Source organism: Aeromonas sp. sia0103 (assembly GCF_963895295.1).
In the GTDB taxonomy this organism is placed as follows: Bacteria; Pseudomonadota; Gammaproteobacteria; order Enterobacterales; family Aeromonadaceae; genus Aeromonas; species Aeromonas encheleia.
In genome coordinates, this window is record NZ_CAWQKG010000022.1 from 152479 (window position 1) to 177568 (window position 25090).

The window sequence follows — 25090 nt, forward strand, 5'->3', positions numbered from 1 at the left end:
GTCGATTTTATTGCGCTGGATCAACCCGGCTCCCGGTATGTGGAAAACCACAATAGAGACGGCTCTCTGGCCCGGGGACAATCGGCCCACTCCCCCACGCCAGCGTCAGCAGAAGGAAAGAAGCCATGGAGCTCAGCAAGCGCCGATTGTTATCCGGGATCGCCGCCCTCACCGCGGGGGCGGCCCTGATCCCCGTCGCCCAGGCCCAGTCCGTCCCCGTCCCCCGCAATGGGCGGGCGGCCATCGGCCGGGGGGATGGTAGCAAGCGTTACGGCATGCTGATCGATCTGCGCCGCTGCGTCGGCTGCCAGGCCTGCACCGTGGCCTGCACCATAGAGAACCAGCCCCCCCTCGGCCAGTTTCGCACCACGGTCAGCCAGTACGAGGTGAGCGATGTGGCGGCCCTCGATGCCCCCGCCTCCCTCTTCATGCTGCCCAGGCTCTGCAACCACTGCGCCGAGCCCGCCTGCCTCGACGTCTGTCCCACCGGCGCCACCTTCCAGCGCGAGGACGGCATCGTCGTGGTCAACAACGACTGGTGCGTCGCCTGCGGCTACTGCGTGCAGGCCTGCCCCTATGACGCCCGCTTCATCAACCATGAGACCAACACCGCCGACAAGTGCACCTTCTGCGCCCACCGGCTGGAGGCGGGGCTGCTGCCCGCCTGCGTGGAGAGCTGCGTCGGCGAGGCGCGCATCATAGGCGATCTCAACGATCCCAAGAGCCAGATCAGCCGGCTGCTGCGGGAATACGAGTCCGCGCTCAGGGTGCTCAAGCCGGAGGCCCATACCCAGCCGCGGGTCTTCTATCTCGGCATGGATGAGGCGTTTGTCAGCAAGATCGACGGCCACCCGGCGCAGCGCACCCTGCTTGGCGACGACGGCAAGGAGATAGCCCATGACCATTAATGAACTGCTGGCCCCGGATCAGCCCATCACCTGGCTGCCCTGGGCGGTGCAATATTTCTTCCTCATTGGCCTGGCCTATGGCGCCCTCTGGCTGGGCGCGGCCGATCTGTGGCGCAAGGCGCCGGATCGGCGGCTGCAGACCCTGGCCGCGGTGCTGATGATGGGGGCCGGCCTGGTGGCGCCCATCGCCCTGACCGCGGATCTGCACCAGCCGGCCCGGGCCTGGCACTTCTACGTCCAGACCCGCTTCGGTTCCATCATGTGGTATGGCGCCTACCTGCTGCCGCTGTTCAGCCTGCTCAGCATGGGGCTGGGCTGGCTGCTGATAAGGCCCAACCTGGCCAGGCGTGGGGAGGAGCATGACAGGGTCGCCGCCCTGGCGCGGCTGCTCTGCCTGGGAGGCTGGTCCGGCGAGCGCTGGCGCAAGCCGCTTGCCTTGATGGCGGCCTTGAGCGGGCTCAGCATAGCGCTCTACACCGGGCTCGAGACCATGGCGGTGCAGGCGCGCCCGCTCTGGCATACCCCCTGGTTGCCCTGGCTGCTGGCGCTGAGCGCCGTGCTGGCGGCCCAGAGCGCCCTGCTGCTGCTCAACCGGCTGCTGGCGGGCTGGCAGGGGCACACCGAGGCGGGGCTGCTGCGCCAGATCCGCCCGACCCTGGCCCTGCTCGCGCTCTCCCTGCTGGGCTGGGCCCTGCTCGGCGGCGCCTCGGCGGCTGAGGCTGGCGCCCTCTATCGGCTCGATCCGAGCTGGCGGCTGGCGGCCCACTGGCTGCTGCTGACCCTGGCCCTGCTCGGCCTGTTGCTGCTGGCGGGGCACCGGCTCTCCCCCCGTCTGCAATCCTGGGGCGTGGCGCTGCTGGCGCTGCACCTGGTGTGGGGCCTGCGCTGGCTGGTGCTCATTCAGGGGCAGCTGGCACCGAAATATGGCGCCGGCGTCTATGTCTACCAGATCGCCTGGGGGCCGGCCGGGGTGCTCGGCATCCTCGGCACCTTCGGCCTGCTGCTGGCCCTGCTGGTGGCGCTCTCCGAGCTGGTTCGCGCCCCGGCTCTGCCATCCGTCACCCAAGCATCCGCCACCCAGGCATCCACCACTCATTCCGCTCGCGAGGCAATCTGATGGATCACAGCAAACGCAAGTTTCTCAAGGGAGCCGCCATCGCCGGGGGCACGGGGCTGTTCGTGGCCGGTTACAGCGACACCCTCAAGCAGGTGGTGAGCGGGGTGGCCACCGGCAGCTCGGGCAAGCCGACCCGGGATCCCATCCACGGCAACTCCCTGGCGGTGGAGTACAGGGTCGATGAGCGGGGGGAGATCCACCCCAACCCGGCCCAGCGGCTGGCCAACACCATGTGCCTCGGTTGCTGGACCCTGTGCGGGGTGCGGGCCCGCATCGACAACGAGAGCGACAAGATAGTGCGGATCCTCGGCAACCCCTACCACCCGCTCTCCGCCCTGCATCACATCGACTTCAAGACGCCGGTCAAGCAGGCGCTGATCGCTACCAGCGGCTATCAGGAGGGGGGGCTGGATGGCCGCTCCACCGCCTGTGCCCGGGGCAACGCCATGCTGGAGCAGCTCGACAGCCCGCACAGGGTCACCCGCTGCCTCAAGCGGGTCGGCCCCCGTGGCAGCGGTCGCTGGCAGAGCATCCCGTTCGAGCAGCTGATCGAGGAGGTGGTGGAGGGGGGCGATCTGTTCGGGGAGGGCGGCGTCGAGGGGCTCAGGGCCATCCGCAATCTGAACGAGCCGCTCGATCCCGCCAACCCGGAATATGGCCCCAAGGCCAACCAGCTGCTGGTGAGCAACGCCTCGGACGAGGGTCGCGACGCCTTCATCAAGCGCTTCACCTTCAACGGCTTCGGCACCCGCAACTTTGCGAACCACGGCGCCTACTGCGGCCTGTCGTTCCGGGTGGGGGCCGGCGCCCTGCTGGACGATCTGGAGAAGAACGCCCACCTCAAGCCCGACTGGGACGAGAGCGACTTCCTGCTGTTCATGGGCACCTCACCCCAGCAGTCCGGCAACCCCTTCAAGCGCCAGTCCCGCCAGCTGGCGGCGAACCGGGCTAGGGAGGGCAAGCCGTTCACCTACGTGGTGGTGGCGCCCAGCCTGCCGAACACGGTGAACCTGCCGTCCGCCCCCGCCAACCGCTGGCTGCCCATCAGGCCCGCCACCGACTCGGCCCTGGCCCTGGCCATGCTGCGCTGGATCATCGACAACGATCGTTACGCCGAGCCCTTCCTGGCGGCACCTAACGCAGAAGCTGCCGAGCGGGCCGACTATCGCGGTTTCAGCAACGCTGGCCATCTGGTGATCTGCGACGAGTCGCACCCCCGCTTCGGCCAGATGCTGCACGCCAGCGATCTGGGGCTGCCCCACAGCGGTGAAGCCTATGGCGAGGGGGATGAGGTGTTGGTGGTCGAGGAGGGGAGTGACGAGCCGACACCGGCCGGCCGTTGCGAGCGGGCCCGACTCTGGGTGGCGCGCAGCATTTCGACCCCGGGCGGGGAGTTGGCGGTCAAGAGCAGCTTCCAGCTGCTGGCCGAGGCGAGCCGGGAGCATACCCTCGAGCAATACAGCGCCGAGTGCGCCGTGCCGGTGGCCGATATCGTCGAGCTGGCCCGGGAGTTCACCAGCCACGGCACCCGGGCGGCGGTGATCACCCACGGCGGCACCATGAGTGCCAACGGCTTCTACACGGCCTGGGCCATCATGATGCTCAACGCCATGATAGGAAACCTCAACGCCAAGGGCGGCGCGGTGGCGAGCGGCGGCAAGTTCAATCCCTTCGGGAGCGGGCCGCGCTACGATCTGGAGGGCTTCCCCGGCATGGTGAAACCCGCCGGCGTCTTCCTCTCCCGCTCCAAGTTCCCCTACGAGAAGACCTCCGAATATAGGCGCAAGCGCGAGGCGGGGCAGAACCCCTATCCGGCCCACGAGCCCTGGTTCCCGATCTCGGGCCCGCTGCTCGGCGAGCACCTGACCGCGGCGGTGAGCGGTTACCCCTACCGGGCCAAGGCCTGGATCAACCACATGGGCAACCCGCTCTACGGTCAGGCCGGGTTGCACCAGGCCATAGGTGAACAGCTCAAAGACCCCAGGGTGTTGCCGCTGTTCATCAGCATCGACAGCTTCATCAACGAATCCTCGGCGCTGTCTGACTACATAGTGCCTGACACCCTGACCTACGAGTCCTGGGGCTGGGCAACCGCCTGGCACGGGGTCATGACCAAGGTCTCGACCGGGCGCTGGCCTGTGGTGGAGCCTCGCGTCGTCAAGACCGCCGAGGGGGATCCCGTCTGCATGGAGTCCTTCCTCATCGCCGTGGCCAAGCGCCTCGGCCTGCCGGGCTTCGGCGAGGGGGCGATCGAGGGGGCGGATGGCAAGCTGCATGGGCTCAACAAGGCGGCGGACTTCTCCCTCTACGGGGCGGCCAACGTCGCCTACCTCGGCCAGCCGGTGCCTCCCATCGGCGCTGAAGACCTCGCCTGGTCCGGGGTGGAGCGGATCCTGCCCACCCTCAACGCCACCCTGAGCGCGGAGGAGGCGAGCCGCGCCGCCTATCTCTACGCCAGGGGCGGGCGCTTCGAGCCGGTGGCCAAGGGACGTGACGAGGCGGGGCAACCGAGCAAGCGCTGGCCCAAGCCGCTGATGCTGTGGAACCCGGTGGTGGGCAGCCGCCGTCACAGCCAGAGCGGCCAGTTCCTGAGCGGCACCCCGCGCTTCTTCCGGGCCCGGCTTGCAGACGGCACGCCGCTGAGCGAGGCATTCAAGCCGGCACAGTGGCCCCTGCTGCTCACCAGCTACAAGTCCCACACCATGAGCTCCATGAGCATCGGCTCGGATCGCCTGCGCCAGGTGCACCCCAGCAACGGGGTGCGGCTCAACGCCCAGACGGCGGCCCGCCTCGGCATAGTGAGCGGGGACAGGGTGCGGGTCAGTACCCCCAATGGCAGCGTGATCGGGCTGGCCGAGTGCGTGGCCGGGGTGCAGGCGGATGCCATCGCCATCGAGCACGGCTTCGGTCACAAGGAGCTGGGGGCGCGGGAGCACTGGATAGACGGCCAGCAGGTGGCGGCCAGTGCCCTGCGCGGCGCCGGGGTGAACCTCAACGATCTGGCGGTGTTGGATCCCAGTCGCCACGGCCGTTATCCCCTGGTGGACTGGGCCATCGGCTCCTCGGCGCGCCAGGGCTTGCCGGCCCGGGTCGAGAAGCTGGTGTAGCGCCAGATGCAAAAAAAGCGGGGCCATCATGGCCCCGCTTCATTTTGCGGTGATCCCGCGTATTAGGGGTTCAGTTCGACGTCCACCCACACCAGGCGATGGTCCGAGCTCACTCCCTTGGCGATGCCGAGCTTGGCGTCATACACCAGGTGGTAGCCCGGCTCGAAGCTGGCGGGCCAGAACACGCCTGAGGCCACCGCGTTGAGGTTGGCGGAGGGGATCAGGTGATCGAGCTGCAGGCCGCTGCTGCTGGTGATGCGCTCCGGGGTGGTGCGGCCGTTGTTGCGCTTGCACTGATCCGGCTGGCTGGCGAGGCACTCGGGGCCACCCTGGCTGACCGGGATCAGGGCGCCGTTGGTGACCGCCTGGTTGACCAGCACGTGGTTGTGCAGATCCTGGATGGCACTGAGATCCCCGTCACCCAGCTGGGGATCGGCGTTGAGATCCCCGGCGATGACGAACCTGGCACCCTGTGGCAGGCCGCCGGCCTTGCCCGCGTCGTCCACCATGTAGCTGGCGGCCTCCACATAGTCCTGCCAGAAGGCGACCTCGGCTCTGTTGTGCTTGACGTTGTGGCGCGCTGCGTTGCCGAAGATGGGCGGGGTCGGGTGGGAGAGGAGGAAGTGGACCACCTCCTCCTTGTTGCCCTGCTTGATGCGCACCGGCACGTCGGCGTGATTCTTGGAGGAGAGCGGGAACTGCTCCCAGGCCGCGGCGTCATACCAGGCATCGCCGCACTGGCGACCGGCCGGGATCGGGGCCTTGGGGTTGTTGCAGTCGTCGATGATGGGGTTGGCTTCGCCCGGCATGTCCTTCCACTTGAAGTGCTGGAAGGTGCGGATCCCTTTGGTATCGATGGGGTACTTCGACATCAGGGCGAAGGCGTACTGGCCGTGGTAGTTGCCAAAGCCCCAGGCGTCATCCGGCCCGCTGTTGCGCTTGCCGTCCAGATTGAGGTCATGACCGCTCATCAGGCCGGTGTTGGTGGCGAAATTCTGCATCACCGGGTAGCTGATAGCCTGCACCTCGCCGTGCTGGGCATGGGCCAGGTAGTTGTCGTTGAACGCCTTCAGATCGGCGGTGCTCTCGCCCTTGCCGTCGTTGTCGAATTCGTTCAGCAGGAAGACGTCCGGGCGGGTGCGCTGCACTATCTCGGCGATATTGCGGATCTGCTGCACGTCTTTCGCCTGGGTGATCTCGGCCTTGCCGAGGCTGGTGTCACCGTCCTGATAGCGGGCCAGCAGGGCATCCTGGGCGGCGCGGTCCAGGGCCAGTTCGCCGCTCAACATGCCGGGGGCGGTGCGATCGAAGGAGAGGTTGAAGGTAGCGAAGCGAACCATGGGATCGGGGGCCTTGGAGTCATTGTTGCTGTTACAGCCTGCCAGCATTCCGAGAGAAATGGCAGCGGCGAGCAGGGACTTGTTGATATTTTTCATTGTAATATTCCGTAGCATCAATATGTTATGCCTCTGTAGGGTCAAGTGAGGTGTGGCCATTATAGGGATCCCGCCCTTGGGTAGGGCGCCGGATGAGCCAAAGTGTGAGTCCATTCACAGAGCAGAACAGAGGGGAAACGAGATGAGTCGGCGGCAAACGGCCCTGGTGGTCGAGGGGGGCGCCATGCGCGGCATCTTTGCCGCCGGGGTGCTGGATGCCTTCATGGCCAGGGGAGTGACGGCGTTCGATCACTGCATCGGGGTTTCGGCAGGGGCGGTCAACCTGGCGGCCTTCCTGGCCGGCCAGCAGGGGCGCAACCACAGCGTCATCACAGATTACTCCTGTCGCCCCGAGTTCATCAGCCTGGCGAAGTTCATGCGCGGCGGTCATTGGCTGGATCTCGACTGGCTGTGGGCGATCACCATCCGCGAGTGCCGGCTCGATCTGGCGCGGTTTGCCGCTAACCCTGTGCCGCTGACGGTGGTAACCACCCGGGTCTCGGACGGGCAGGCCGCCTATCTCAAGGCGACGGCGGAGGAGCTGGAGCAGCAGATCAAGGCCTCCTGCTCGGTGCCGCTCGCCTATCGCGACTTCGTGCGGCTCGGGGGTGAGGCGATGACCGACGGCGGGGTGGCGGACTCCATCCCGGTGCGCCACGCCTATGAGCAGGGGGCGCGGGACATCACAGTGGTGCTCTCCCGCCCGCTCGGCTATCGCAAGCGGGCGCCGCGTCTGCCTGCCCTGCACCGTTACCTGCTGCGGCAGACCCCGGCGCTGGCCCGCGCCAGCCTGGCCCGCCATCACAGCTACAACGACGCCATCGACTTCATCCGCAATCCGCCGGCGGATTGCCGCATCCGGCTCATTCATCCGCCCGCGGGCTTCAGGGTCGGTCGCATGACCACGGATCCGGACAAGCTGGAGCAGGGCTATCAGATGGGCTGGCAGGCGGCGCAGGCCTACCTGGGCACGGGTTAGTGCCCGGCGGCGAGCGGCTTAACGAAGGGCGTGGTGCGACTGCGGAAGGCGGCCATCGAGCAGGGGCACGTGCTGAATGGCCTGGTCCAGCCAGGCCCAGTCCAGCGGCGGGGTGCCGGCCTTGAAGCGCTGGTAGGCGCGGCCCTCGCGGACGGTCAGGAACAGGGTCGTCGACAGGCCGAGGCGATTGAGATAGCGCACCATGACGTCGCCCTGATAGTTGTGCAGCCGTTGCTGCAGCTGGGGCAGGCTCAAGCCCTGCTCCTGACCGGTTTCATCCCAGATTGCAAACATGCGAGGCGGCTCCTGACGGTGAGGAGTCCACTGTTTCGAAAAAAGCGGGGGAGGGCAATTGTCAGATCTGACAGTGCCAAATGGTATCTAGCCATAAAAGCGAAAACCCGGCGCTGGGCCGGGTTTTCTGAAGAATGGTGGAGGGAGAAGGATTCGAACCTTCGAAGGCAGAGCCGTCAGATTTACAGTCTGATCCCTTTGGCCGCTCGGGAACCCCTCCACAGGGGTACTACTTTTTTTACAGGCCTTACTCATACAACTCAGGAAGATGGTGGAGGGAGAAGGATTCGAACCTTCGAAGGCAGAGCCGTCAGATTTACAGTCTGATCCCTTTGGCCGCTCGGGAACCCCTCCACGGGGTATTTTCCTGATTTTTCGCACTTGAATGGTGGAGGGAGAAGGATTCGAACCTTCGAAGGCAGAGCCGTCAGATTTACAGTCTGATCCCTTTGGCCGCTCGGGAACCCCTCCCCAAGTGCGAGGCCGCATACTACCAGATCCGGTAAGGTTGTGAACCCCTCAGGCCCATTCTGACGACAAAAAAATATCGTTTGGTTATTTTTTGATTTATCCAGCTCAAAATTCACGCTTTTCAATGACTTTCAGGGGGCGGTGAGCCGCCGTCTGGGCGCGGATGTGGGCGGGGTGATTGGCGGCAGGGAAGAGGGGTGGGGATAAAGATGGAGATAAAAAGAGGAGCCAGCGCTGGCTCCTCTCTCTTGTTCATGCAACTGCGCCTTATCTGTTCACGCAGTGGCGGCCTGGCTCAGGCCTCGCTGCTGGCCTGCTGGCAGCCCGCGACGGCGTGGGCGATCAGCTCCAGCGCGCTCTGCTCGCAGGGCGGCAGCTCGACATCGCAGTGGCCAAGCGGGGTGACCCTGTCGCCCCACTTGATGAGGGCGGCGCCCCAGGTCAGGCCGGCCCCGAAGGCGGCGCTGAGCAGATAGGAGTTCGGCTTGACCCGACCCTGCTCCAGCGCCTCGCACAGGGCGATGGGCACGGTGGCGGCCGAGGTGTTGCCGTAGTGCTCTATGTTGACCATCACCTTGTCCATGGGCGCATTCATGCGCTTGGCCAGGGTCTCGATGATGCGCATGTTGGCCTGGTGCGGCACGATGAGATCGACCTGCTCGGGGGTGATGCCGGCCTGGGCCAGCACGGCGCCGGTCGCCTCGCCCATGCCGCGCACGGCCCGTTTGAAGATCTCCTGCCCCTCGAAGTTGAAGGTGAAGAGGCCGTCGATGTCGGCGAAGCGTACCCGATCGGTGCCAAAGTTCGGCACGTGCAGGATCTCGCGCGCCTCGCTGTCGCAGCCGAGCTTGTTGGCGATGAGGCCGGACTCGTTGTCGCTCGCCTCGATCACCACGGCGCCGGCGCCGTCACCAAACAGCACTGCGGTGTCGCGCTTGGCCCAGTCCAGCAACTGGGTGAGACGCTCGGCTCCTATCACCAGCACCTTCTGCATCATGCCGGTCTGGACCAGAGAGGTGGCCACGGAGAGCGCATAGACGAAGCCGGTACAGGCGGCATTGAGGTCGAACACCGCCGCCTTGTGGGCGCCGAGGGCCTGCTGCACCGCTGAGGCACAATTCGGGATCAGGGTGCCCGGGGTGGCGGTGGCCAGGATGATGCCATCCAGTGCGGCGGCCTCGAGACCGGCGCAGGCCAGGGCGCGGCGACCGGCCAGGGTGGCGAGTTCGGTGTTGCTGACGTGGGAGACCCGGCGTGCCTTGATGCCGGTACGCGGATAGATCCATTCATCCGACGTTTCCATGATGGTGCTGAGCGCATCGTTGGTCAGCACTGCGGGGGGCAGGCATTTGCCCCAGCCGGTGATATTGGCGTATTTCATCTTGTTATCGCTTCTTGTTGTGGGTCGCCCGCGGGCGGAAACTCGCGCAATTATGCCGTACCGGTTTTCCAGTGTCATCTCGCGGCCCTGTTTTGGCAAATGGCAGAAGGCGGGGTGGGGGACGAATAAGCCGGTGATTTTGCTTAAAATAGCGCCCCGCCTTGCCCTAAGATAGGGGCTGGTTTCTCCCAGGGATGATCTGAGTGCACAAAGCGAATCTCAACCTGTTGCCAACCCTCAAGGTCTTGCTGGAGACCCGCAACATCAGCCGGGCGGCCGAGCTGCTGCACCTTAGTCAACCCTCCATCAGCAAGCAGCTCAATCAGCTGCGCGGCGAGTTTGGCGACGAGCTGCTGGTGCGGGAGGGGCAACGCTGGCTGCTGACCCCGCGGGCCGAGAGTCTGGCGGCGGCACTGGCCGATCCGCTCGGGGCCCTGGCGCGGCTCTACGAGGCGCCCGGCTTCGAGCCCGCCCGCTGCGAGCGGGTGTTCCGGCTCGCCTCCTCCGACTATGTGGCCCAGCACATCCTGCCCGACATCTGCGCGGCGCTGGCGAGGGCGGCGCCGCTGGCGGCGCTCGAGTACAGCCTGTGGGACAAGCGCCAGCTGCCGCAGCTGTGGCAGTCCGAGCTGGATCTGGTCTCCACCATCACGGAGCTGGTGCCGGATCAGATCCGCGGCCTGCATCAGGGGGAGGACCGGCTGGTGATGCTGATGGGGCGCCACCATCCGCTGTCCGGCACGGCGCCGACCCTGGAGGACTACCTCGCCTGGCCCCATCTGCAGGTGAGCGGCGGCGGTGACAAGGACAGCCCGGTGGAGCAGGTGCTGATGCCCCAGGGCCTCTCCCGGCGCTGGTTCGCCCGGGTGCCCTTCTTCCAGGCGGCGGTCGAGGTGCTGCTGCGCACCGATTGCCTGATGACCACCCCGGCCCACATCGCCTGGCAGCTGTCGCAGGAGCACGGCCTGAGCTTCTGCGATCTGCCCTTCGCCACCCGCACCCAGCAGTATCATCTGCTGTGGCACCAGCGCCATCATCAGGATCCGGCCCACCAGTGGTTCAGGGAGCTGGCCTATCCCTTCCTGCGAGAACATCTGCAGCGGACCCTCGGCGAGAGCCGAAAACAACTAGCCGAGAGCCGCAAGCAGCTGGACGAGAGCCACAAACCGCTCGGCAGATCCTGAGGTAGTGAGTCGTGCTGACCCATAGCCATTGGCTATGGGCTCTATTCATAACTTTCACTTCTGGCATGGTAGTGCGCCCGCTTAACCTGACGGCCGGTATTCATTTTCATTCGAGATAGAGGCAGTTATGGAATTCACGAGCTGGCTGGCGCTGGCGGCAATCTGTGTGATGGGGGCCATCAGCCCAGGGCCGAGTCTGGCGCTGATCATCCGTAATACGGTGCAGGGCGGGCAGGGCCACGGGGTGGCGACCGCGCTCGGCCATGGCCTGGGGGTCGGCATCTATGCGCTGGTCACCGCCCTGGGTCTCTCCTTGCTGATCACCCAGACCCCGCTGCTGTTCGATCTCATTCGTTACGGCGGCGCGGCCTTCCTCGCCTGGCTCGGCATCAAGGCGCTGCTGGCGAAACCCGCCAGCGGCGCGACCGAGGAGGCGGTGCATGCGCTGCGCGGTCGGCAGGGCGCGTTCGAGGGCTTTATGGTGGCCTTCCTGAACCCCCAGCTCGCCATCTTCTTCATCGCCCTGTTCAGCCAGTTCGTTCACGCCGATACCGGCTGGCGCGAGGGTGGCATCATGATGCTGACCGCCGGTGGCATCGATGCTATCTGGTACGTGCTGGTGGCCCTGGTGCTCTCCCGCGGCCCCGTGCTGACCTGGCTCAAGGCAAAGTCCTCCGTCATCGATAAAATAAGCGGTCTGGTGCTGCTGGGGCTGGCGCTGAAGGTGGTGCTTTGATGCTGCTCTCCCGCGGACATCCATGGCTGACCTGGCTCAAGGCGAAGACCTCCGTCATCGATAAAATAAGCGGCCTGGTGCAGCTGGGGCTGGTGCTGAAGGTGGTGATCTAGACCAGTGTTTGGTGCCAGTGTTGCCAGCACAATCTCTCTGCTCCCTTCTCCCCTTGTGGGAGAAGGGTTGGGGATGAGGGGTGACCACATAGGCTTTCTCGGCCCGGCGAGAGCCGCATCTCCCGTTTCGGGATAGGGGCCTGATCCAATCCTGTATCTTGCGGTGATCTTAAGCGGGATCAAGGCAGGCAATGCCGGGTCCCGCTAGAGTGACGGGCACTTGTCGTCCGCCTTCAGACCAGAGCTTATTGCACGATATGCACGATCAGACCCACCGCCTCGCACAGCATCGCCTCGAGCTGCTGGCTCCGGCCAAGAACCTTGCCTACGGCATCGAAGCCATCAACCATGGCGCCGATGCCGTTTACATGGGTGGCCCCGCGTTCGGCGCCCGCAGCGCCGCGGGCAACACCCTCGAGGATATAGAGGCGCTGGCGCGCCATGCCCACCGCTTCGGTGCACAGCTGTTTATCGCCTTCAACACCCTGCTGCACGACCACGAGCTGGAGCAGGCCCAACGCCTCGCCCACCAGATTTATGAGGCCGGCGCCGACGCGCTGATCGTGCAGGACATGGGGCTGCTGGCGCTGGACCTCCCCCCCATAGCGCTGCATGCCAGCACCCAGACCGACAACCGCACCCCAGAGAAGGTGAAGTTCCTGCAGGATGTGGGCTTCTCCCAGGTGGTGCTGGCCCGCGAGTTGTCCCTCGAGCAGGTCCGCGCCATCAGCGCCCAGACCAATGTGCAGCTGGAGTTCTTCATCCACGGCGCGCTCTGCGTCTCCTACAGCGGCCAGTGCAACATCAGCTATGCCCGCACCGGCCGCAGCGCGAACCGCGGCGAGTGCGCCCAGCTCTGCCGGCTGCCCTGCTCGCTGCAGAAGCCGGATGGGGAGGTGCTGGTGGCGGACAGTCACCTGCTCTCCCTCAAAGACATGGATCAGAGCACGAACCTGGAGGCGCTGATCGAGGCGGGTATCCGCTCCTTCAAGATCGAGGGGCGGCTCAAGGGGCTGGATTACGTGAAGAACGTCACCGCCTGGTATCGCCAGCGGCTCGACGCCATCCTGGATAAACGCCCGGATCTGGTGGCCGCCTCCGCCGGGCGTTGCAGCTACAGCTTTGTGCCGGATCCGAAGAAGAGCTTCAATCGCGGTTCGACGGACTACTTCCTGCACGAGCGCAAGGCCGATATCGGCTCCCCCAGGAGCCCGAAATACCTGGGGGAGCCGCTCGGCAAGGTCACCAGGCTAACCCGGGAGGGCATAGAGATAGATGGGCATCAGGTGACACTGAATAACGGCGACGGCCTCGGCTTCTTCAAGCCGAACGACGAGCTGGTGGGGATGCGGTTGAACAAGGTAGAAGGTAAGCAGTTACTGCTCTCCGAGCCGGTGCCCGGGCTCAAGCTGGGCACCACCATCTACCGCAACCACGACAGCGCGTTCAGCAAGCTGCTCTCGACCGCGAGTGCCGAGCGCCGCATCCGGGTCGATCTGCGGTTATCCGAGTGCGAGCAAGGCTTGCGGCTGGATCTCGCGGACGAGCAGGGCATAAGCGCCAGCGTGACCCTCGCCTGTGACAAGCAGCCGGCCGACAACCCGGCGCGGGCGCTGCAACAGGCGCGGGATCAGCTTGGCAAGCTCGGCAACACCCTGTTCGTGGCGCGCCAGATCGAGTTGGTGTTAACGATGCCGCTGTTTATTGCGGCGTCAGCGCTCAACGGGCTGCGGCGGGACGGCATAGCGGCGCTGGAGGCGGCGCGACTCGCCGCCTACCGGCGACCAGAGCGGCGCATCGCGCAGCGAGATGTGGCCTATCCCCAGCACCGTCTCTCCTACCTTGGCAACGTGCTCAACGGCGCCGCCGAGCAGTTCTTCCGCGAGCACGGGGTGGCGCGCATCGCCCCCGCTTTTGAGGCGAACAAGGAGGAGGGCGAGGTGGTGCTGATGATCACCAAGCACTGCATCCGCTACAGCCAGAACCTCTGTCACAAGCAGGTGCCCGGCCTCAAACCCGAACCGCTCGAGCTGAAGATGGGCAAGGACCTGTTCCGGCTGCGCTTCGACTGCAATCGCTGCGAGATGCAGGTGATGGGCAGTCTCAAGCGCTAGTGCCCTATCGGGGGCCAGACGGGGCATGTCACGGGGCCGGATTCGATGGCAGTATAAGGGAGGCACCATAGGGGGCGGTCGCCTGATCCTGGCCAAAAGCCTGCATGGCGGACATCGATGGGTGCTTATCGCCCCTGCTGTGGCGACGCCGATTTTTCCGACAAAGGGAGTTGTGATGGAAATCAAGAACCTGCCGTTTTGCACGACCCGCTGGGCCGAGATAGCGCCGACCGAGCATAAGGGGGAAACCGGGGTGGCCCGCTGGCACACCCAGAGCTTCGGCGATATGCGGGTGCGGATGGTGGAGTACTCCCCTGGTTATCTGGCGGATCACTGGTGCAGCAAGGGCCATGTGCTGCTGTGCATCGAGGGGGAACTGCACACCGAGTTGCAGGATGGCCGGGTCTTCACCCTGACGGCGGGCATGAGCTATCAGGTGGCCGACAACGCCGAGCCCCATAGATCCTTCACCGAGCAGGGCGCCAGGCTGTTTATAGTCGACTGAGCCCTTCACCTTCTGCCGCCTGCCACTGAGGCCAACCACCATGCTAGAACTCAGACCCAACTGTGAATGCTGTGACAAGGATCTGCCCGCCGGCAGCGAGGAGGCCTATATCTGCTCCTTCGAGTGCACCTTCTGCGCCGATTGCTGCGAGCACCATCTGCATCATCTCTGCCCCAACTGCGGCGGCGAGCTGGTCAGGCGCCCCCGTCGCCCCGCGGCGAAACTGGCGAACAACCCTGCCTCCCTCAAGCGTGTCTTCAATCCGGCCCTGAAAAACCAGCCTTAAGAAAAAGGAGTGGCAGTTCGAGCATCCGGTGCTGATGGTCGCGGCTGCATGCACGGGCCTTGTGCTTGTCCCTTCTTCCCGCATGGGAGAAGGGGGAGGGTCAATACGAAGGGAGCGGCTGGATTGTCTGCAATGTCTCTTTACGAACGCCTGATGAGGCTTGGCTAATCAAGCCTGCCTTGCTGTGCCGGTGGGCGAGTGCCCACCGGTGGGTTCGGTCGCAACCTGGGTGAGTTGCTGACGACACACTATGGCTTGGCGTACTGATCGGCGCTGAGCACCTCGATGCCAACGAAGGGTTCTTCCCCCTCGACCCAGGCGTCGTGCCCCGGCGGAATGGTGTAGGACTCGCCGGCGCTGATGGTCTTGAGGGTGCCGTCCGTCAGGCGGACCGAGATCGATCCCGAGACGGCGTAACCCACGTGCGAGAGCTGGCATTGGTCCGTCTTGACGACGGGTTTGATGCATTCGGACCAGCGCCAACCGGGGGCAAAGTTGAACCGCCCTATGGTGTAGCCATCGAGTTTAACGACCTCGACCCGAGTCTTGTCGGGTGAGCGCACCTCGTCAGGGGTGCCGTGGGACCTCACCTGGAATTGAGTGACGGTGACTGGAGTGGACATGTTTCCTCCTCGTTTCAAACGGATCGCAGCCGATGGCCGCGACCGGATCACCAGGAACACGCCGTGATCTCGACAGTCAACAAGTTGGCAACGCGCAGCGTCATTCCGGTATTCGAAGTATTCGCCCAAACTCGCGTCGGCGCAGCGCTTTGATGCCCGCCGCGGCCAAGTATTCGCCCCCTGCGCGGCGCTTCCGGCAGCTGGGTTTTTGTCCCTTTGCCAGCGGCCTCGGCATAACTCCTTGGCCTTCAATGTCTTGTCTCGTGAGGGCGGGGCGGCCTGTCGTTGGGCTGTACATACTGGATGGGGGAGTGACCAGGGGCCGGATGACCCCTGGGAGTGGTGGCGTAAGCCCGGGGATCAGATCGGGATCCCCTCGAGGCGCAGCAGCGCCTGCTTGATGGGCAGTCCCCCCGCATAGCCGGTCAGGCTGCCGTTCTGGCCGATCACGCGATGGCAGGGCACGATGATCGATAGCGGGTTGCGGCCGTTCGCGGCGCCGACGGCGCGGCTCGCACTCGGCTTGCCGATGGCGTGCGCTATCTCGCCGTAGCTGCGCGTCTCGCCATAGGGGATGTCGCACAGCGCCTGCCACACGCTGCGCTGAAACGCCGTACCCTGGGCCGCGAGCGGCAGCGTGAAGCGTTGCAGCTCGCCGGCGAAGTAGGCCCTGAACTGTGCAAGATAAGGCGCCAGCGCCTCGCTGTCTCGCCGCCAGCCGGCTTGATCCGGCAGCGTGCGCAGGCCGTCCACGAAGTCCACGTGGCGCAGACCGTGCTCGTCGATGGCGACCAGCAGCTGGCCGCAGGCGGTATCCAGCAAATCGTAACGGATCATGATGTCATCTCCTCAGGTTGTTCATTGTCCGGGGTGCCGCGCCGCGCGGGCTGCTCGCTCATGGCGTGCCACAACCAGCTCGCGGCGTAGGCGCGCCAGGGCTGCCAGCACACGCTGCGCGCCATGACCTCCCTGACCGGTAATTTGGTGCCGCCCCCGAGCGCTTTTTGCAGCACGAGATCGGCGGCGGGGAAGGCGTCCGGATCCTGCCCGGTGCGCAGCCGCCAGTACGACACCGTCCAGGGGCCTATGCCCGGCAGCGCGAGCAGTGCCTCGTCGCTCGCGGTGGCGAGGGTGATCTCCCCGCTCGCGAGCGCGGCTGCCAGCGCCTGCAGCGTGCGGATGCGGCTGCCCGGCATGCCGATGCCGTCCAGCGTGAGCGCGCACAGCTGCGTCGGGGTCGGCAGCGCCGTCACGCCAAATTGCGCCTCGGTGCGCGCCACCAGCCGCCCCATGATGGTGATGGCACCCTTGACCGACACCTGCTGGCCGACGATGGCGCGCAGCATCACCTCGTATTCGTCCCAGCCCCCCGGCAGCCGCACGCCGGGCCAGCGCCCTTGCAGCCGTGCGAGCAGCGGATCTTCTGCGAGTCTTGCGCCTATGCGCACCATGTCAGCGTCGAGATCCCACATGCGCCGCACACGATACAGCAGATCCGGCAGCGCGCTCGGCGGCAGGTCTCGCAGCGTCAGCTTGAGGCTGTGGCCCTTGCCCGGTTCGATGCGGATCCACCCCTCCCGCTCGCCGATCCGATGGCGACGCTCGTACGCATCGCCCTCGACGCGCTCCAGCCCCGGGATGGCGCGCAGCCGATAGAACGCGAGCATGGCCTGCACATCGAACGGCGGGCGATACGGCAGTTGCAATGTGAGGCTCGCCGGTGGCATGTCCGTCGCCATATCGTCAGCCGCCGTCCCCTCGCGTTGGCGCAAGGCACGCGGCGCCAGGCCATAGGCCTGTTGCCACGCATCGTTGAAGCGCCGGATGCTCGCGAAGCCCGCCGCAAACGCGATGTCGGTGATCGGCAGTGCGGTCTCCGTCAACAGTCGCTTCGCGAGCAGCAGGCGGCGCGTCTGCTCCACCTGCTTTGGCGACGCACCTAGGTGTTGCTCGAACTGGCGCCGCAGCGTGCGCTCCGTGATGCCCGCCTGCGCCGCGAATTCGCCGAGCGAATGCTCGCCGAGCTCACCGCGTTCGATGCGGCTCAACATGCGCGCGAGCAGCGGCGGCAGATCCCCGCCCTGCGACGGCGCGAGTTCGGGCCGGCAGCGCAGGCAGGGACGCAGCCCGTGCTGCTCCGCCGCGGCTGCGAAGCGAAAGTACTGCACATTGTGTTCGTGCGGCGCCCGGGCCGGGCAGATCGGCCGGCAATAGATGCCGGTGGACAGCACGCCGGTGAAGAAGCGGCCGTCGAAGCGCGCATCCCGGGCGAGTCGGGCGGCGTGGCACTGCTCGCGGGTGAGGCCGGGGATGATCTCGTCCTGATGGGGATCGGTCGGTGGCAACGGGTTCATGGCATGGGGCTCGGCACTGGGGACATGTTTCGAGAGTAAGGGGGAGGGGGCGGCCTGACTAGCCAGAAACGGACAGGGATTAAAATAAACTTTCCGTCGAAAGCGGCGAGCGGGAGAGCGCAGACGGTGAGGTGAAAACGGTCGAGTCGGGCGGCCAAATATGCGAATCTGCTGTTGACCCCCTCAAGAAGGATGACCCATGCCAGGACCCGCCCGCGCCGGTGCCCTGATCTACGCCAAGGATCTCGGACGGCTGACCCACTTCTACCGCACCCTGCTGCAGATGGAGATCCTCAGCCAGGATGAAGGTTTCGTGGTGCTGGAGAATCGCGACATCCAGCTGTTGCTGCATGCGATTCCTGACGCCATCGCCAGCGGCATCCAGATCGCGGTGCCGCCGCGGCTGCGGGAGGAGGGCGCCATCAAGCCGTTCTTCACGGTGTCGAGCCTCGCCTGGGCCGAGGCGAAGGCCGCGGATCTCGGAGGCGGTCTGCTGCCGCAACAGTGGTCAGCCCCGGGCTTCGTGCTGCGCAATGCGTTCGATCCCGAGGGCAATATACTGCAACTGCGCGAGTCGCTCACCGCGCCCGATCCGCTGTGACGGGCGACGACCAATAGAAACGGGGCAGCCTTGGCTGCCCCGTTTCGTCCTGCGGCTTGCTGACCGTTACTTCAGATAACGCTGCTCCAGGTGCTTGCGCAGCCACTGCGGATCCAGCGCCGTGCCGGTCGCGCGGCGCACCAGCTCATCCGTATTGTGCTGGCTGCCCTGGGACCAGATGTGGCGGCCGAGCCAGCCGAAGATCTCCGGCAGCCGGCCCGCCGCGATCAGCTCGCCCATGTCACCGAGATCTCTCTCGAGTGCGAAGCGCTGCTGCGCCGCATACATGGCGCCGAGCGTGTAGCTCGGGAAGTAGCCGAACGAGCCGTCCGTCCAGTGGATGTCCTGCATGCAGCCGTTCTGGTAGTTGCCCTTGGTGGACAGGCCGAGCCACTGCTGCATCTTCGCATCCCACAGCTCCGGGATGTCCGCGACCTCGATGCGTCCCTCGATGAGGTCGCGCTCCAGCTCGTAGCGCAGGATCACGTGCGCCGGGTAGGTCACCTCGTCCGCATCGACGCGGATAAGACCCGGCTCGACGCGGTTGTACAGCCGCGCCAGGTTCGCCGGTGCCAACGCCGGCTGCTCGCCGAAGTGCTGGCGAATGTGCGGCGCCAGCAGCGTCAGGAACGCGGGATGATGGCCGAGCTGCATCTCGCAGAACAGGCTCTGGCTCTCGTGAATGCCCATGGAGCGCGCCTCGGCGACCGGCTGGCCGAGCAGGTTGCGCGGCAGGCCCTGCTCGTAACGCGCGTGGCCCGTCTCGTGCACTATGCCCATCAGGCTGGAGACGAACTCCTGCTCGTTGTAGCGCGTGGTGATGCGCACATCCGTCGGCACGCCGCCGCAGAACGGGTGGCTGCTGACGTCGAGCCGGCCGTGCGCGAAGTCAAAGCCGAGCAAGCCCATCACCTGCTGGCCGAGCGCCTGCTGGGTGGCGACGGGGAAGGGGCCCTGCGGGATCAGCAAGGTGTCACGCTTCTGCAGCTCGCTCACCTGTTGGATCAGGCTGGGCAGCCAGCCGGTGAGATCGCCGAAGATCTGATCCAGCCGCTCGCTCGTCATACCGGGCTCGTACAGCGCCAGCATGGCGTCGTAGGGGCGCACCCCGAGCGCCTCGGCGCGAAGGCGTGCCACTTCCCGCGACAGCTTCACCACCTCCTCGAGATTCGGGGCGAAGCCGGCCCAGTCGTTGTGCTTGCGCTGGCTGCGCCAGGCGTGCTCGCACTTGCTGCCGGCGAGCGACAAAGCCTCGACCAGGTCACTCGGCAGCAGGATCGCATCCTGCCAGTGGCGCTTGATCTCCCGCAGGTTCGCCTGCTGGGTGGCGTCAAGCGGCTCGCTCTCGGCCCGCGCTATCCAGTCGCCGAGTTCGGGGGCGGTGCGTTTCTGGTGGATCAGCACGCCGAGTTCGGCCATGGCCTCGGCGCGTGCCTCGTTGCCGCCTTCCGGCATCATGGCGGCCCGATCCCAGCCGCAGATGGCGCTGAGATGGGAGAGCCGGTGCAGCTGTTGCTGATGTTGTTCAAGCTTTTGGTATGACATGGGATTGTCCTTGTTATCGTCCCTGAGAGTATGCACCCCGTACCTGGCATGATCGGGGCCGTTCGATGCTAACACTGCCATCGCGCGTTTTACCACCCTGGCCGAGGATGCCTGACCAGATGACAGGTGCTGACTAGCCGAGGCGCTGCTGGTGACGTTCGCGGTTCTGTGCCTGCTTGCGCTCGCTCTTTCTGAGCAGGACGTAGAGCGCGCCGCTGCCGCCGTGACGGCACTCGGCGCTGTGGATGGCCATCACCGCCGGCAGTTGCGGCAGCCAGGCGCTGACATGGGCGCGGGCTGCTGCGCTCCCCCTTGCCGTGCAGGATCAGCAGGCAGCGGATGTCGCGCAGCTCGCAATCCAGGAGGAACTGCACCAGCGCCTGGCGCGTCTCGCTCAGCGTCTTCTGGTGCAGATCCAGGCAGCCTTGCAGCTCGTATTTGCCGAGTCGCAGCTTCTTGTAGACGCCCTCCTGCACCCCGTCGCGCTTGAAGCCGATGAGGTCGTGGGGATCGAGCATGGGGGCAGCCTCCATGCTGAGGCTAGCCAGAGTGAGCCGCTCGGCGCTGGCGGCCTGGCGGCGCGCGAGCTGTGCCTCGGTCGGGGTGGGGTTGCCCGCTGGGGGCCTGAGGTGGTCGCTGCACAGTGGCCGCACGTCGGCCACTTCCTGCAGGAACAGTGAGCGTTCGTCGTCATGGGACACGGCAGGCCCTCCGCATGAGAATGAGGGCGCATTATAGCGAGCCTCGATCGTGCTTAGAATGGCGGGCCGGGCTCACCCGCTGGGATCATTGCGCCACGGTGGGCGGCGCTTGGTGCGCATCACCTCGTATGGCGGGCTCGCGTCGTTTGGCATGGCTTGCCCGCAAGCGGCGGATCCGTTTCGCCTGCCGGTTTATTGTTCCTCGGTGGGCGGCTTGGCGTGCATCACCTTGTAGATGAAGTAGGCCGCGTAGGCGCTGATCAGCAGGAAGGTGCCGATAATCACCAGCATGGACATCAGTCCCACGCTGTTGCCAAACATCAGGTTGAGCCAAAACTCCATCTCGTTCACTCCTGTCATCCTTCGATGACAGGCATGATAGATACCTCTTTGGGAGGGAGGAGATGATCTCGATCAAGTCCCTTGCTGGTTATTTAACCGCTGGCCTGTTCTGTGAGCGGCCTCGCAGTTGCGGCCGCAGCCGCTCTGAACCTAGCCCCTTATGGCGTCACGCCGCCCTGATCACTGGGCCGCCGGCGCGGTCGCGACCCTGCCCGGCTCGGTGAGCGCCGTGATGCGCCAACCCTGCTGCTCCAGCAGCGCGAGCATGCCCTGCTCGCCGTAAAGATGCAGCGCCCCTACCACGATGAAGCTCTCGTTCGGCAGGGTGGACCACTTGGCCAGCCAGTTGCGGTTGCGCTCCGCCAGCAGGGTCTGCTCCAGCCAGGCCTGCAGCTTGGGGGGCGCCATCTCCTCTTTCAACAGGTTGATCAGGGTGGCCTGATCGCCGTTCTGCCAGGCCGCCATGACCTCGGCGAATCCCTTCTCGAGCTCCGGCAACTCATCCAGGGTGCTCTCTAACATCAGGGTCTGATTGTCGCCGACGCTGGCGAGGTAGCCGAGCTGCTCGAGCAGCGTCTCGAAGCCGACGATGGGCTTGCCGCTCTCGCTCGCCCGCTTGGCGAAGTGCTGATCCACCCCGAATTCACCGCTATAGCCGGTGCGCTCCAGCGCCGCCTGGGTCAGGGTGATGGCCGCAAACCAGGGTCGCAGCGGTGCCAGCATGGTCTCGGTCAGCCCGTTCTGGCCGGCGGCGATCAGGGTGCGCCTATACAGCTCGGGCGGCACATGATCCTTGAGCGTCTTGCCGTCCACCAGTCGGGTGATGGAGCCCATCTCCTGCCACTGCTCCTGGCTGATGCTGGTCATGTTGACTTCCATCACCAGGGCGCGGCTCTGCTGCCAGGCCCGCTCGACGGGCTCGGGCAGCGGGTAGAGCGAGGGCTTGCCCGCATGAATGGAGCCCAGCAACCAGTGCTGCTCACTGCCCTTGCTGATGCGATAGAAGGCCGGATCTGCGAAGGCTTGCAGCGGCAGCAGCAGGCACAGCAGGAAGGAGAACAGCGTACGATGAAATCTCATGGGACACCTTATGTGAGGGGATGGCTTCTCTTCAAAGCAATAAGCCCTATGATAAGTCCTCATTTGTCACAGCCAAGAGGTTTCCCATGCCCCACCTTCGTTTTCGGGCAGTTTCTGTCGACACCCTGCAGCAGATAAGCCGCCCCTTGCTGGCGGATCTCTGCGCCCTGACCGGCGGCAAGCCGGAGTTTGTCACCCTTGAGTGCGTCGACTGCATCCGGGTACGCGACGGCGAGCGCGAGGTGGGTTCTCCGTTCGTGGAGCTGGTCTGGTTCGACCGCCCGCAGGAGCTGCAGGATGCCGCCGCGGCGCTCATCACCCGCCATCTGAAGGCGGTGCTGGGGGAGCAGGCCTATGTGGTGGTGCAGGTGCTGCCGATCGTCAAGAGCCACTACTACAGCGACGGCCAGCACTATTGAGGAAGAGGGTAAACCAGGTCGGCGCCTCGGGGCCGCTACGCGGCCCGGCTTGCTGGATGCCCATGGCCGCTCACGGGATCACACCGACTTGCCGAGGATCCGGTCAAGCCAGCGGCTCGGCAGCAGGCGGCGCAGCACAGTAAACAGCTTGGTCGGCAGGGTGACAGGGTAGCGATGCTTGGGGCGCTTGTTCTGCAGCGCATGCAGCAGCGGCGGTATGCAGGCCTCGCTCGACAGGGTGAAGCCGCTGGTGGCCCCCTCCTTCTCCAGCCGGGTCAGGGTCTGGCGATAGGCGCCCTGATGGCGGCTCTGGGCTGGATCGATGTGACGCACGAAGGCGTCGCGGGCATTGGCGCGAAAACGGGTGTCGATGGGGCCGGGCTCTATCAGGCTGATGTGCACGCCGCTGCCCTCGAGTTCGAGGCGCAGGGTGTCGGTGTAGCCTTCCAGCGCGAACTTGCTGGCGTTGTAGGCGCCGCGATACTTCATGGCCACCAGGCCGAGCACCGAGCTGTTCTGCACTATGCGTCCCTCGCCCGCGGCCAGCATGGCCGGCAGCACCTGACGAATGAGATGGTGCCAGCCAAACAGGTTGGTGTCGAACTGGGCGCGCAGCGCCTCGGTGGGCAGGTCTTCCAGCGCGCCGGGCTGGCCGTAGGCGCCGTTGTTGAACAGCCCGTACAGGCGACCCCCGGCCAGTGCCAGTGCCTCTGCCGCCCCCCGCTCTATGCTGGCGGTGTCCGCCAGATCCAGCTGCACCGCCAGCAGGCCCTGCTGCCGCAGCTGTGCCACATCCTCGGCCTTGCGGGCGGAGGCGATCACGGTGAAGCCGTGGGCACCGAGCGCCTTGGCGGCGGCGAGGCCGATGCCGCTGGAGCAGCCGGTGATAAGCACGAAGGGGTGGGGCATTGGGGTCATCCTGATTGGCGGCCAGCAGATGGCCGAAGCGGGCATGGTAGCCTGAGCGCCACCAAAAACAAAACCGGGCCATGTGGCCCGGTTTGCTGGCAGAACATCGTCCTGATTACAGGATGGTGAACGGCATGATGATGTGGAACTTGACGTCATGCTCGGAGCTGAACATGTTCGGGTAGTACCAGCTGCCCTTGTCGTCCTGTTCGTTGTTGTAATCGGTGTAGTGCAGCTTGAACAGCGTGCCCTTCAGCTTGCCATCCTGCACCGTGTACATGACGTCGAAGTTGAAGGCCCACTCCTTGCCCGGCTCCAGGGTACCATCGCCGTTGTTGGCATCCCAACCGTAGGCACCGGAGACACCGGCGGTCCAGCCTGGAGCACCGACCAGATCATCCAGCGTGCGGCTGGTGCCGAAGAACACGGCCTTCTCTTCGTTATGGTTCCAATCTGAGCGGGAATCCCACCAGATCTCGTTCGCACCCTGGGAGTTGCCGTAGCCGCGGGTCAGACGGGGCAGGTAGTTGCCCAGATCCCCTTCGGCCTTGGTGTACAGCCCTTCCAGGCGGAAGGAGTAAGGACCGGCGCCCCAGCTGGCGGTCATGGCTTGTTGCCAGGCCAGGCCGTCATAGTCTTCGTTCTCGGTGTCGGAACCGTAGAACTGGTAGCTGGTGTTCAGGCCACCCAGTACGTCAAACTTGTGGGCCAGCTTGAAGTGGTAGCTGTCCATGTAGCCTTCGGCCTGACCGAAGGAGCCGGTGACGGCGGTGCCATTGTCGAAGGTGTAGCGGGCCGCCAGACCGTGGATGTAGTCGATCTGGTTCTCATCGGAGAAGGGATCGCTGGCATAGGGGTTGCTCTTGGAGAAGCCGGCGGTGTTCTTGAACCAGGGCGCCTTGTATTCGTCGGCGATGGCGTAGGTCAGGTAGAGCTTGCCGAAGTTACCTTCGATCTGGCCACCACGGTAGGTACCGGGTTGATAGGACCAGTTGACGCCGATCACCCCTGGCACATACAGCTGGGTGTAACCGCCTTTGGCCGTCACGGCGCCATCCATGAACTTGAGTTTCAGGGCGGCGGTGGAGAGGCTGAAGCCATTCTCGGGAACACCGTCACCACCTGAACCCCACTGGTCGCCCCAGAAGGAGAATTCGTTCTCTTCGTTGACCGGGTTGCTCTCGTCAACGGCCAGGTCATAAGCACCGAAACCGCCCACATCCAGACCCACCATGTCCCAGGCATAACCGGAGTTGTAGTTCAGGGCGGCTTGGGTGGTGGCATGGCTCAGGTTGGAGTGGTACTTGCCATCCTGACCGGGACCGGCTTGTACGCGGTCACGCTCACGCTGGAAGTAGAACAGGCCGCCTGTCAGCTTGCCTTCATCGAGGAAGGCCTCGTAGGATTTGCCGTATTCCGGGCTCATCATGTCCTGGGCGGCCAATGCCATTCCGGGGGCGAGCAGCGCCGTAACCACAGCGGCACTCAACGCGGCGCGCTTGAAGATCACTTTTTCCATTTTGTATTGCTCCTGATTTTATGGACTTAGCTTTTTTGTCCGGCAGTCAGGCAAAGGCCCGCCGCTCGGTAATGGCATTGCAATCAAAACCCCGTAGGGCAAAAAAGAAATACTTGTCTATGTGTGCCGCCATTCCCGGGTGCCTTGGCGCCTCTCGGTGAAGGGCAGTCTGTTCTTTACAGTCTTTATTTTTTGAGTACCGACCCTTGGCGATCGGACACCACCAAGAGTACGTTCGCGGTGCGAAATATCAATGTAAAGTTCCCCCGAAGTTTCAAAAATATGACCGAGTGCAAATAATCATGATTCTTGGTGTGGGCACTCCCAGCCCTCTCATGGCGGCGATGACAGCGTTATCACGCGGGA

General features: G+C 65.1%; 22 protein-coding genes, 3 tRNA genes and 1 pseudogene. 11 read left to right on the forward strand and 15 right to left on the reverse strand.

Annotation, left to right across the window (positions count from 1 at the left end):
* Positions 1 to 125: 125 nt before the first annotated feature.
* From dsrO to AACW18_RS09130, 3 genes are read left to right on the forward strand one after another with little or no spacing between them, the layout of a single operon-like run.
* Positions 126 to 908 (forward strand): sulfate reduction electron transfer complex DsrMKJOP subunit DsrO, encoded by a 783-nt coding sequence (gene dsrO / locus AACW18_RS09120; protein ID WP_218291785.1) that lies wholly within the window; start codon positions 126 to 128, stop codon positions 906 to 908.
* The gene (gene nrfD, locus AACW18_RS09125) at positions 898 to 2025 is read left to right on the forward strand and encodes an NrfD/PsrC family molybdoenzyme membrane anchor subunit (protein WP_218388444.1); all 1128 of its coding nucleotides are present in this window, start codon (positions 898 to 900) and stop codon (positions 2023 to 2025) included. The genes dsrO and nrfD overlap by 11 nt, the downstream gene beginning before the upstream one ends.
* The gene (locus AACW18_RS09130; protein WP_218388445.1) at positions 2025 to 5132 is read left to right on the forward strand and encodes a tetrathionate reductase subunit A; all 3108 of its coding nucleotides are present in this window, start codon (positions 2025 to 2027) and stop codon (positions 5130 to 5132) included. Before nrfD ends, AACW18_RS09130 begins: the two co-directional genes overlap by 1 nt.
* A gap of 62 nt (positions 5133 to 5194) precedes the next feature.
* Here the strand turns inward: AACW18_RS09130 and AACW18_RS09135 are convergent, their stop codons facing one another.
* A complete protein-coding gene (locus AACW18_RS09135; protein ID WP_218388446.1) occupies positions 5195 to 6568 on the reverse strand; it encodes an endonuclease/exonuclease/phosphatase family protein in 1374 nt (457 codons plus the stop codon).
* 142 nt (positions 6569 to 6710) lie between these two features.
* Here AACW18_RS09135 and AACW18_RS09140 point away from each other — a divergent pair, with 142 nt between their 5' ends.
* Positions 6711 to 7547: a patatin-like phospholipase family protein gene (locus AACW18_RS09140; protein ID WP_218388447.1), complete on the forward strand. Its 837-nt coding sequence runs from the start codon at positions 6711 to 6713 to the stop codon at positions 7545 to 7547.
* A gap of 18 nt (positions 7548 to 7565) precedes the next feature.
* On the opposite strand, the gene AACW18_RS09145 is transcribed toward AACW18_RS09140, so the two are convergent.
* From AACW18_RS09145 to AACW18_RS09165, 5 genes are all read right to left on the reverse strand, one after another.
* Positions 7566 to 7841, reverse strand: a complete 276-nt coding sequence (locus AACW18_RS09145) for a hypothetical protein (protein ID WP_163156237.1) — start codon at positions 7839 to 7841, stop codon at positions 7566 to 7568.
* A 135-nt stretch (positions 7842 to 7976) separates the two neighbouring features.
* Positions 7977 to 8061 (reverse strand) — tRNA-Tyr (locus tag AACW18_RS09150).
* Between the two features lie 49 nt (positions 8062 to 8110).
* A tRNA-Tyr gene (locus AACW18_RS09155) sits at positions 8111 to 8195 on the reverse strand.
* 32 nt (positions 8196 to 8227) lie between these two features.
* Positions 8228 to 8312, reverse strand: a tRNA-Tyr gene (locus tag AACW18_RS09160).
* A 295-nt stretch (positions 8313 to 8607) separates the two neighbouring features.
* Positions 8608 to 9693 (reverse strand): ketoacyl-ACP synthase III, encoded by a 1086-nt coding sequence (locus tag AACW18_RS09165; protein WP_218388448.1) that lies wholly within the window; start codon positions 9691 to 9693, stop codon positions 8608 to 8610.
* A 203-nt stretch (positions 9694 to 9896) separates the two neighbouring features.
* On the opposite strand from AACW18_RS09165, the gene AACW18_RS09170 reads away from it, so the two are divergent.
* The 5 genes from AACW18_RS09170 (at position 9897) to AACW18_RS09195 (ending at position 14631) form a co-directional block, all read left to right on the forward strand.
* Entirely contained in the window at positions 9897 to 10877 is a 981-nt protein-coding gene (locus AACW18_RS09170) for a LysR family transcriptional regulator (protein ID WP_218388449.1), read from the forward strand.
* A gap of 127 nt (positions 10878 to 11004) precedes the next feature.
* Positions 11005 to 11613 carry a LysE family translocator gene (locus AACW18_RS09175; protein WP_218388450.1) on the forward strand — a complete coding sequence of 203 codons (609 nt, stop codon included), beginning with the start codon at positions 11005 to 11007 and terminating at the stop codon, positions 11611 to 11613.
* Between the two features lie 370 nt (positions 11614 to 11983).
* Complete coding sequence (locus tag AACW18_RS09185) at positions 11984 to 13840, forward strand: peptidase U32 family protein (RefSeq protein ID WP_218388451.1); 1857 nt, start codon at positions 11984 to 11986, stop codon at positions 13838 to 13840.
* A gap of 175 nt (positions 13841 to 14015) precedes the next feature.
* On the forward strand, positions 14016 to 14345 hold the full coding sequence (locus AACW18_RS09190; protein ID WP_218388452.1) for a DHCW motif cupin fold protein: 330 nt from the start codon (positions 14016 to 14018) through the stop codon (positions 14343 to 14345).
* A 40-nt stretch (positions 14346 to 14385) separates the two neighbouring features.
* On the forward strand, positions 14386 to 14631 hold the full coding sequence (locus AACW18_RS09195) for a DUF1272 domain-containing protein (protein WP_218388453.1): 246 nt from the start codon (positions 14386 to 14388) through the stop codon (positions 14629 to 14631).
* Between the two features lie 248 nt (positions 14632 to 14879).
* Here the strand turns inward: AACW18_RS09195 and AACW18_RS09200 are convergent, their stop codons facing one another.
* From AACW18_RS09200 to AACW18_RS09210, 3 genes are all read right to left on the reverse strand, one after another.
* Positions 14880 to 15254, reverse strand: coding sequence for a cupin domain-containing protein (locus tag AACW18_RS09200; RefSeq protein WP_042654167.1), 375 nt, complete (start codon positions 15252 to 15254; stop codon positions 14880 to 14882).
* 360 nt (positions 15255 to 15614) lie between these two features.
* A complete protein-coding gene (locus AACW18_RS09205) occupies positions 15615 to 16091 on the reverse strand; it encodes a methylated-DNA--[protein]-cysteine S-methyltransferase (protein WP_218329703.1) in 477 nt (158 codons plus the stop codon).
* Positions 16088 to 17608 carry an AlkA N-terminal domain-containing protein gene (locus AACW18_RS09210; RefSeq protein WP_218388454.1) on the reverse strand — a complete coding sequence of 507 codons (1521 nt, stop codon included), beginning with the start codon at positions 17606 to 17608 and terminating at the stop codon, positions 16088 to 16090. The genes AACW18_RS09205 and AACW18_RS09210 overlap by 4 nt, the downstream gene beginning before the upstream one ends.
* A 199-nt stretch (positions 17609 to 17807) precedes the next feature.
* On the opposite strand from AACW18_RS09210, the gene AACW18_RS09215 reads away from it, so the two are divergent.
* Positions 17808 to 18209: a glyoxalase/bleomycin resistance/dioxygenase family protein gene (locus AACW18_RS09215; RefSeq protein ID WP_042654164.1), complete on the forward strand. Its 402-nt coding sequence runs from the start codon at positions 17808 to 17810 to the stop codon at positions 18207 to 18209.
* Positions 18210 to 18275: 66 nt separating this feature from the next.
* On the opposite strand, the gene AACW18_RS09220 is transcribed toward AACW18_RS09215, so the two are convergent.
* From AACW18_RS09220 to AACW18_RS09235, 4 genes and pseudogenes are all read right to left on the reverse strand, one after another.
* A complete protein-coding gene (locus tag AACW18_RS09220; protein ID WP_218388455.1) occupies positions 18276 to 19754 on the reverse strand; it encodes a carboxypeptidase M32 in 1479 nt (492 codons plus the stop codon).
* Positions 19755 to 19887: 133 nt separating this feature from the next.
* Positions 19888 to 20455, reverse strand: a pseudogene (smrA, locus tag AACW18_RS09225) (DNA endonuclease SmrA).
* A 192-nt stretch (positions 20456 to 20647) separates the two neighbouring features.
* On the reverse strand, positions 20648 to 20797 hold the full coding sequence (locus AACW18_RS09230; RefSeq protein ID WP_084228384.1) for a DUF3149 domain-containing protein: 150 nt from the start codon (positions 20795 to 20797) through the stop codon (positions 20648 to 20650).
* Positions 20798 to 20977: 180 nt separating this feature from the next.
* On the reverse strand, positions 20978 to 21877 hold the full coding sequence (locus AACW18_RS09235; RefSeq protein WP_218388456.1) for a TraB/GumN family protein: 900 nt from the start codon (positions 21875 to 21877) through the stop codon (positions 20978 to 20980).
* 86 nt (positions 21878 to 21963) lie between these two features.
* On the opposite strand from AACW18_RS09235, the gene AACW18_RS09240 reads away from it, so the two are divergent.
* Positions 21964 to 22296: a DUF1904 family protein gene (locus AACW18_RS09240; RefSeq protein ID WP_218388457.1), complete on the forward strand. Its 333-nt coding sequence runs from the start codon at positions 21964 to 21966 to the stop codon at positions 22294 to 22296.
* 78 nt (positions 22297 to 22374) lie between these two features.
* On the opposite strand, the gene AACW18_RS09245 is transcribed toward AACW18_RS09240, so the two are convergent.
* Entirely contained in the window at positions 22375 to 23205 is an 831-nt protein-coding gene (locus AACW18_RS09245) for an SDR family oxidoreductase (protein WP_218388458.1), read from the reverse strand.
* A gap of 115 nt (positions 23206 to 23320) precedes the next feature.
* The gene (locus tag AACW18_RS09250) at positions 23321 to 24724 is read right to left on the reverse strand and encodes an OprD family outer membrane porin (RefSeq protein ID WP_218388459.1); all 1404 of its coding nucleotides are present in this window, start codon (positions 24722 to 24724) and stop codon (positions 23321 to 23323) included.
* Positions 24725 to 25090 lie beyond the last annotated feature (366 nt).

Excerpts from the sequence above, each read along its gene's own strand:
- AACW18_RS09215 (WP_042654164.1), top strand. The coding sequence starts at position 17,808 with ATGCCAGGACCCGCCCGCGCCGGTGCCCTGATCTACGCCAAGGATCTC.
- AACW18_RS09200 (WP_042654167.1), bottom strand. The coding sequence starts at position 15,254 with ATGTCCACTCCAGTCACCGTCACTCAATTCCAGGTGAGGTCCCACGGC.
- AACW18_RS09230 (WP_084228384.1), bottom strand. The coding sequence starts at position 20,797 with ATGGAGTTTTGGCTCAACCTGATGTTTGGCAACAGCGTGGGACTGATG.
- AACW18_RS09235 (WP_218388456.1), bottom strand. The coding sequence starts at position 21,877 with ATGAGATTTCATCGTACGCTGTTCTCCTTCCTGCTGTGCCTGCTGCTG.
- nrfD (WP_218388444.1), top strand. The coding sequence starts at position 898 with ATGACCATTAATGAACTGCTGGCCCCGGATCAGCCCATCACCTGGCTG.
- AACW18_RS09250 (WP_218388459.1), bottom strand. The coding sequence starts at position 24,724 with ATGGAAAAAGTGATCTTCAAGCGCGCCGCGTTGAGTGCCGCTGTGGTT.
- AACW18_RS09240 (WP_218388457.1), top strand. The coding sequence starts at position 21,964 with ATGCCCCACCTTCGTTTTCGGGCAGTTTCTGTCGACACCCTGCAGCAG.
- AACW18_RS09210 (WP_218388454.1), bottom strand. The coding sequence starts at position 17,608 with ATGAACCCGTTGCCACCGACCGATCCCCATCAGGACGAGATCATCCCC.
- AACW18_RS09175 (WP_218388450.1), top strand. The coding sequence starts at position 11,005 with ATGGAATTCACGAGCTGGCTGGCGCTGGCGGCAATCTGTGTGATGGGG.
- AACW18_RS09195 (WP_218388453.1), top strand. The coding sequence starts at position 14,386 with ATGCTAGAACTCAGACCCAACTGTGAATGCTGTGACAAGGATCTGCCC.
- AACW18_RS09220 (WP_218388455.1), bottom strand. The coding sequence starts at position 19,754 with ATGTCATACCAAAAGCTTGAACAACATCAGCAACAGCTGCACCGGCTC.
- dsrO (WP_218291785.1), top strand. The coding sequence starts at position 126 with ATGGAGCTCAGCAAGCGCCGATTGTTATCCGGGATCGCCGCCCTCACC.
- AACW18_RS09145 (WP_163156237.1), bottom strand. The coding sequence starts at position 7,841 with ATGTTTGCAATCTGGGATGAAACCGGTCAGGAGCAGGGCTTGAGCCTG.
- AACW18_RS09130 (WP_218388445.1), top strand. The coding sequence starts at position 2,025 with ATGGATCACAGCAAACGCAAGTTTCTCAAGGGAGCCGCCATCGCCGGG.
- AACW18_RS09185 (WP_218388451.1), top strand. The coding sequence starts at position 11,984 with ATGCACGATCAGACCCACCGCCTCGCACAGCATCGCCTCGAGCTGCTG.
- AACW18_RS09165 (WP_218388448.1), bottom strand. The coding sequence starts at position 9,693 with ATGAAATACGCCAATATCACCGGCTGGGGCAAATGCCTGCCCCCCGCA.
- AACW18_RS09140 (WP_218388447.1), top strand. The coding sequence starts at position 6,711 with ATGAGTCGGCGGCAAACGGCCCTGGTGGTCGAGGGGGGCGCCATGCGC.
- AACW18_RS09135 (WP_218388446.1), bottom strand. The coding sequence starts at position 6,568 with ATGAAAAATATCAACAAGTCCCTGCTCGCCGCTGCCATTTCTCTCGGA.
- AACW18_RS09205 (WP_218329703.1), bottom strand. The coding sequence starts at position 16,091 with ATGATCCGTTACGATTTGCTGGATACCGCCTGCGGCCAGCTGCTGGTC.
- AACW18_RS09245 (WP_218388458.1), bottom strand. The coding sequence starts at position 23,205 with ATGCCCCACCCCTTCGTGCTTATCACCGGCTGCTCCAGCGGCATCGGC.
- AACW18_RS09190 (WP_218388452.1), top strand. The coding sequence starts at position 14,016 with ATGGAAATCAAGAACCTGCCGTTTTGCACGACCCGCTGGGCCGAGATA.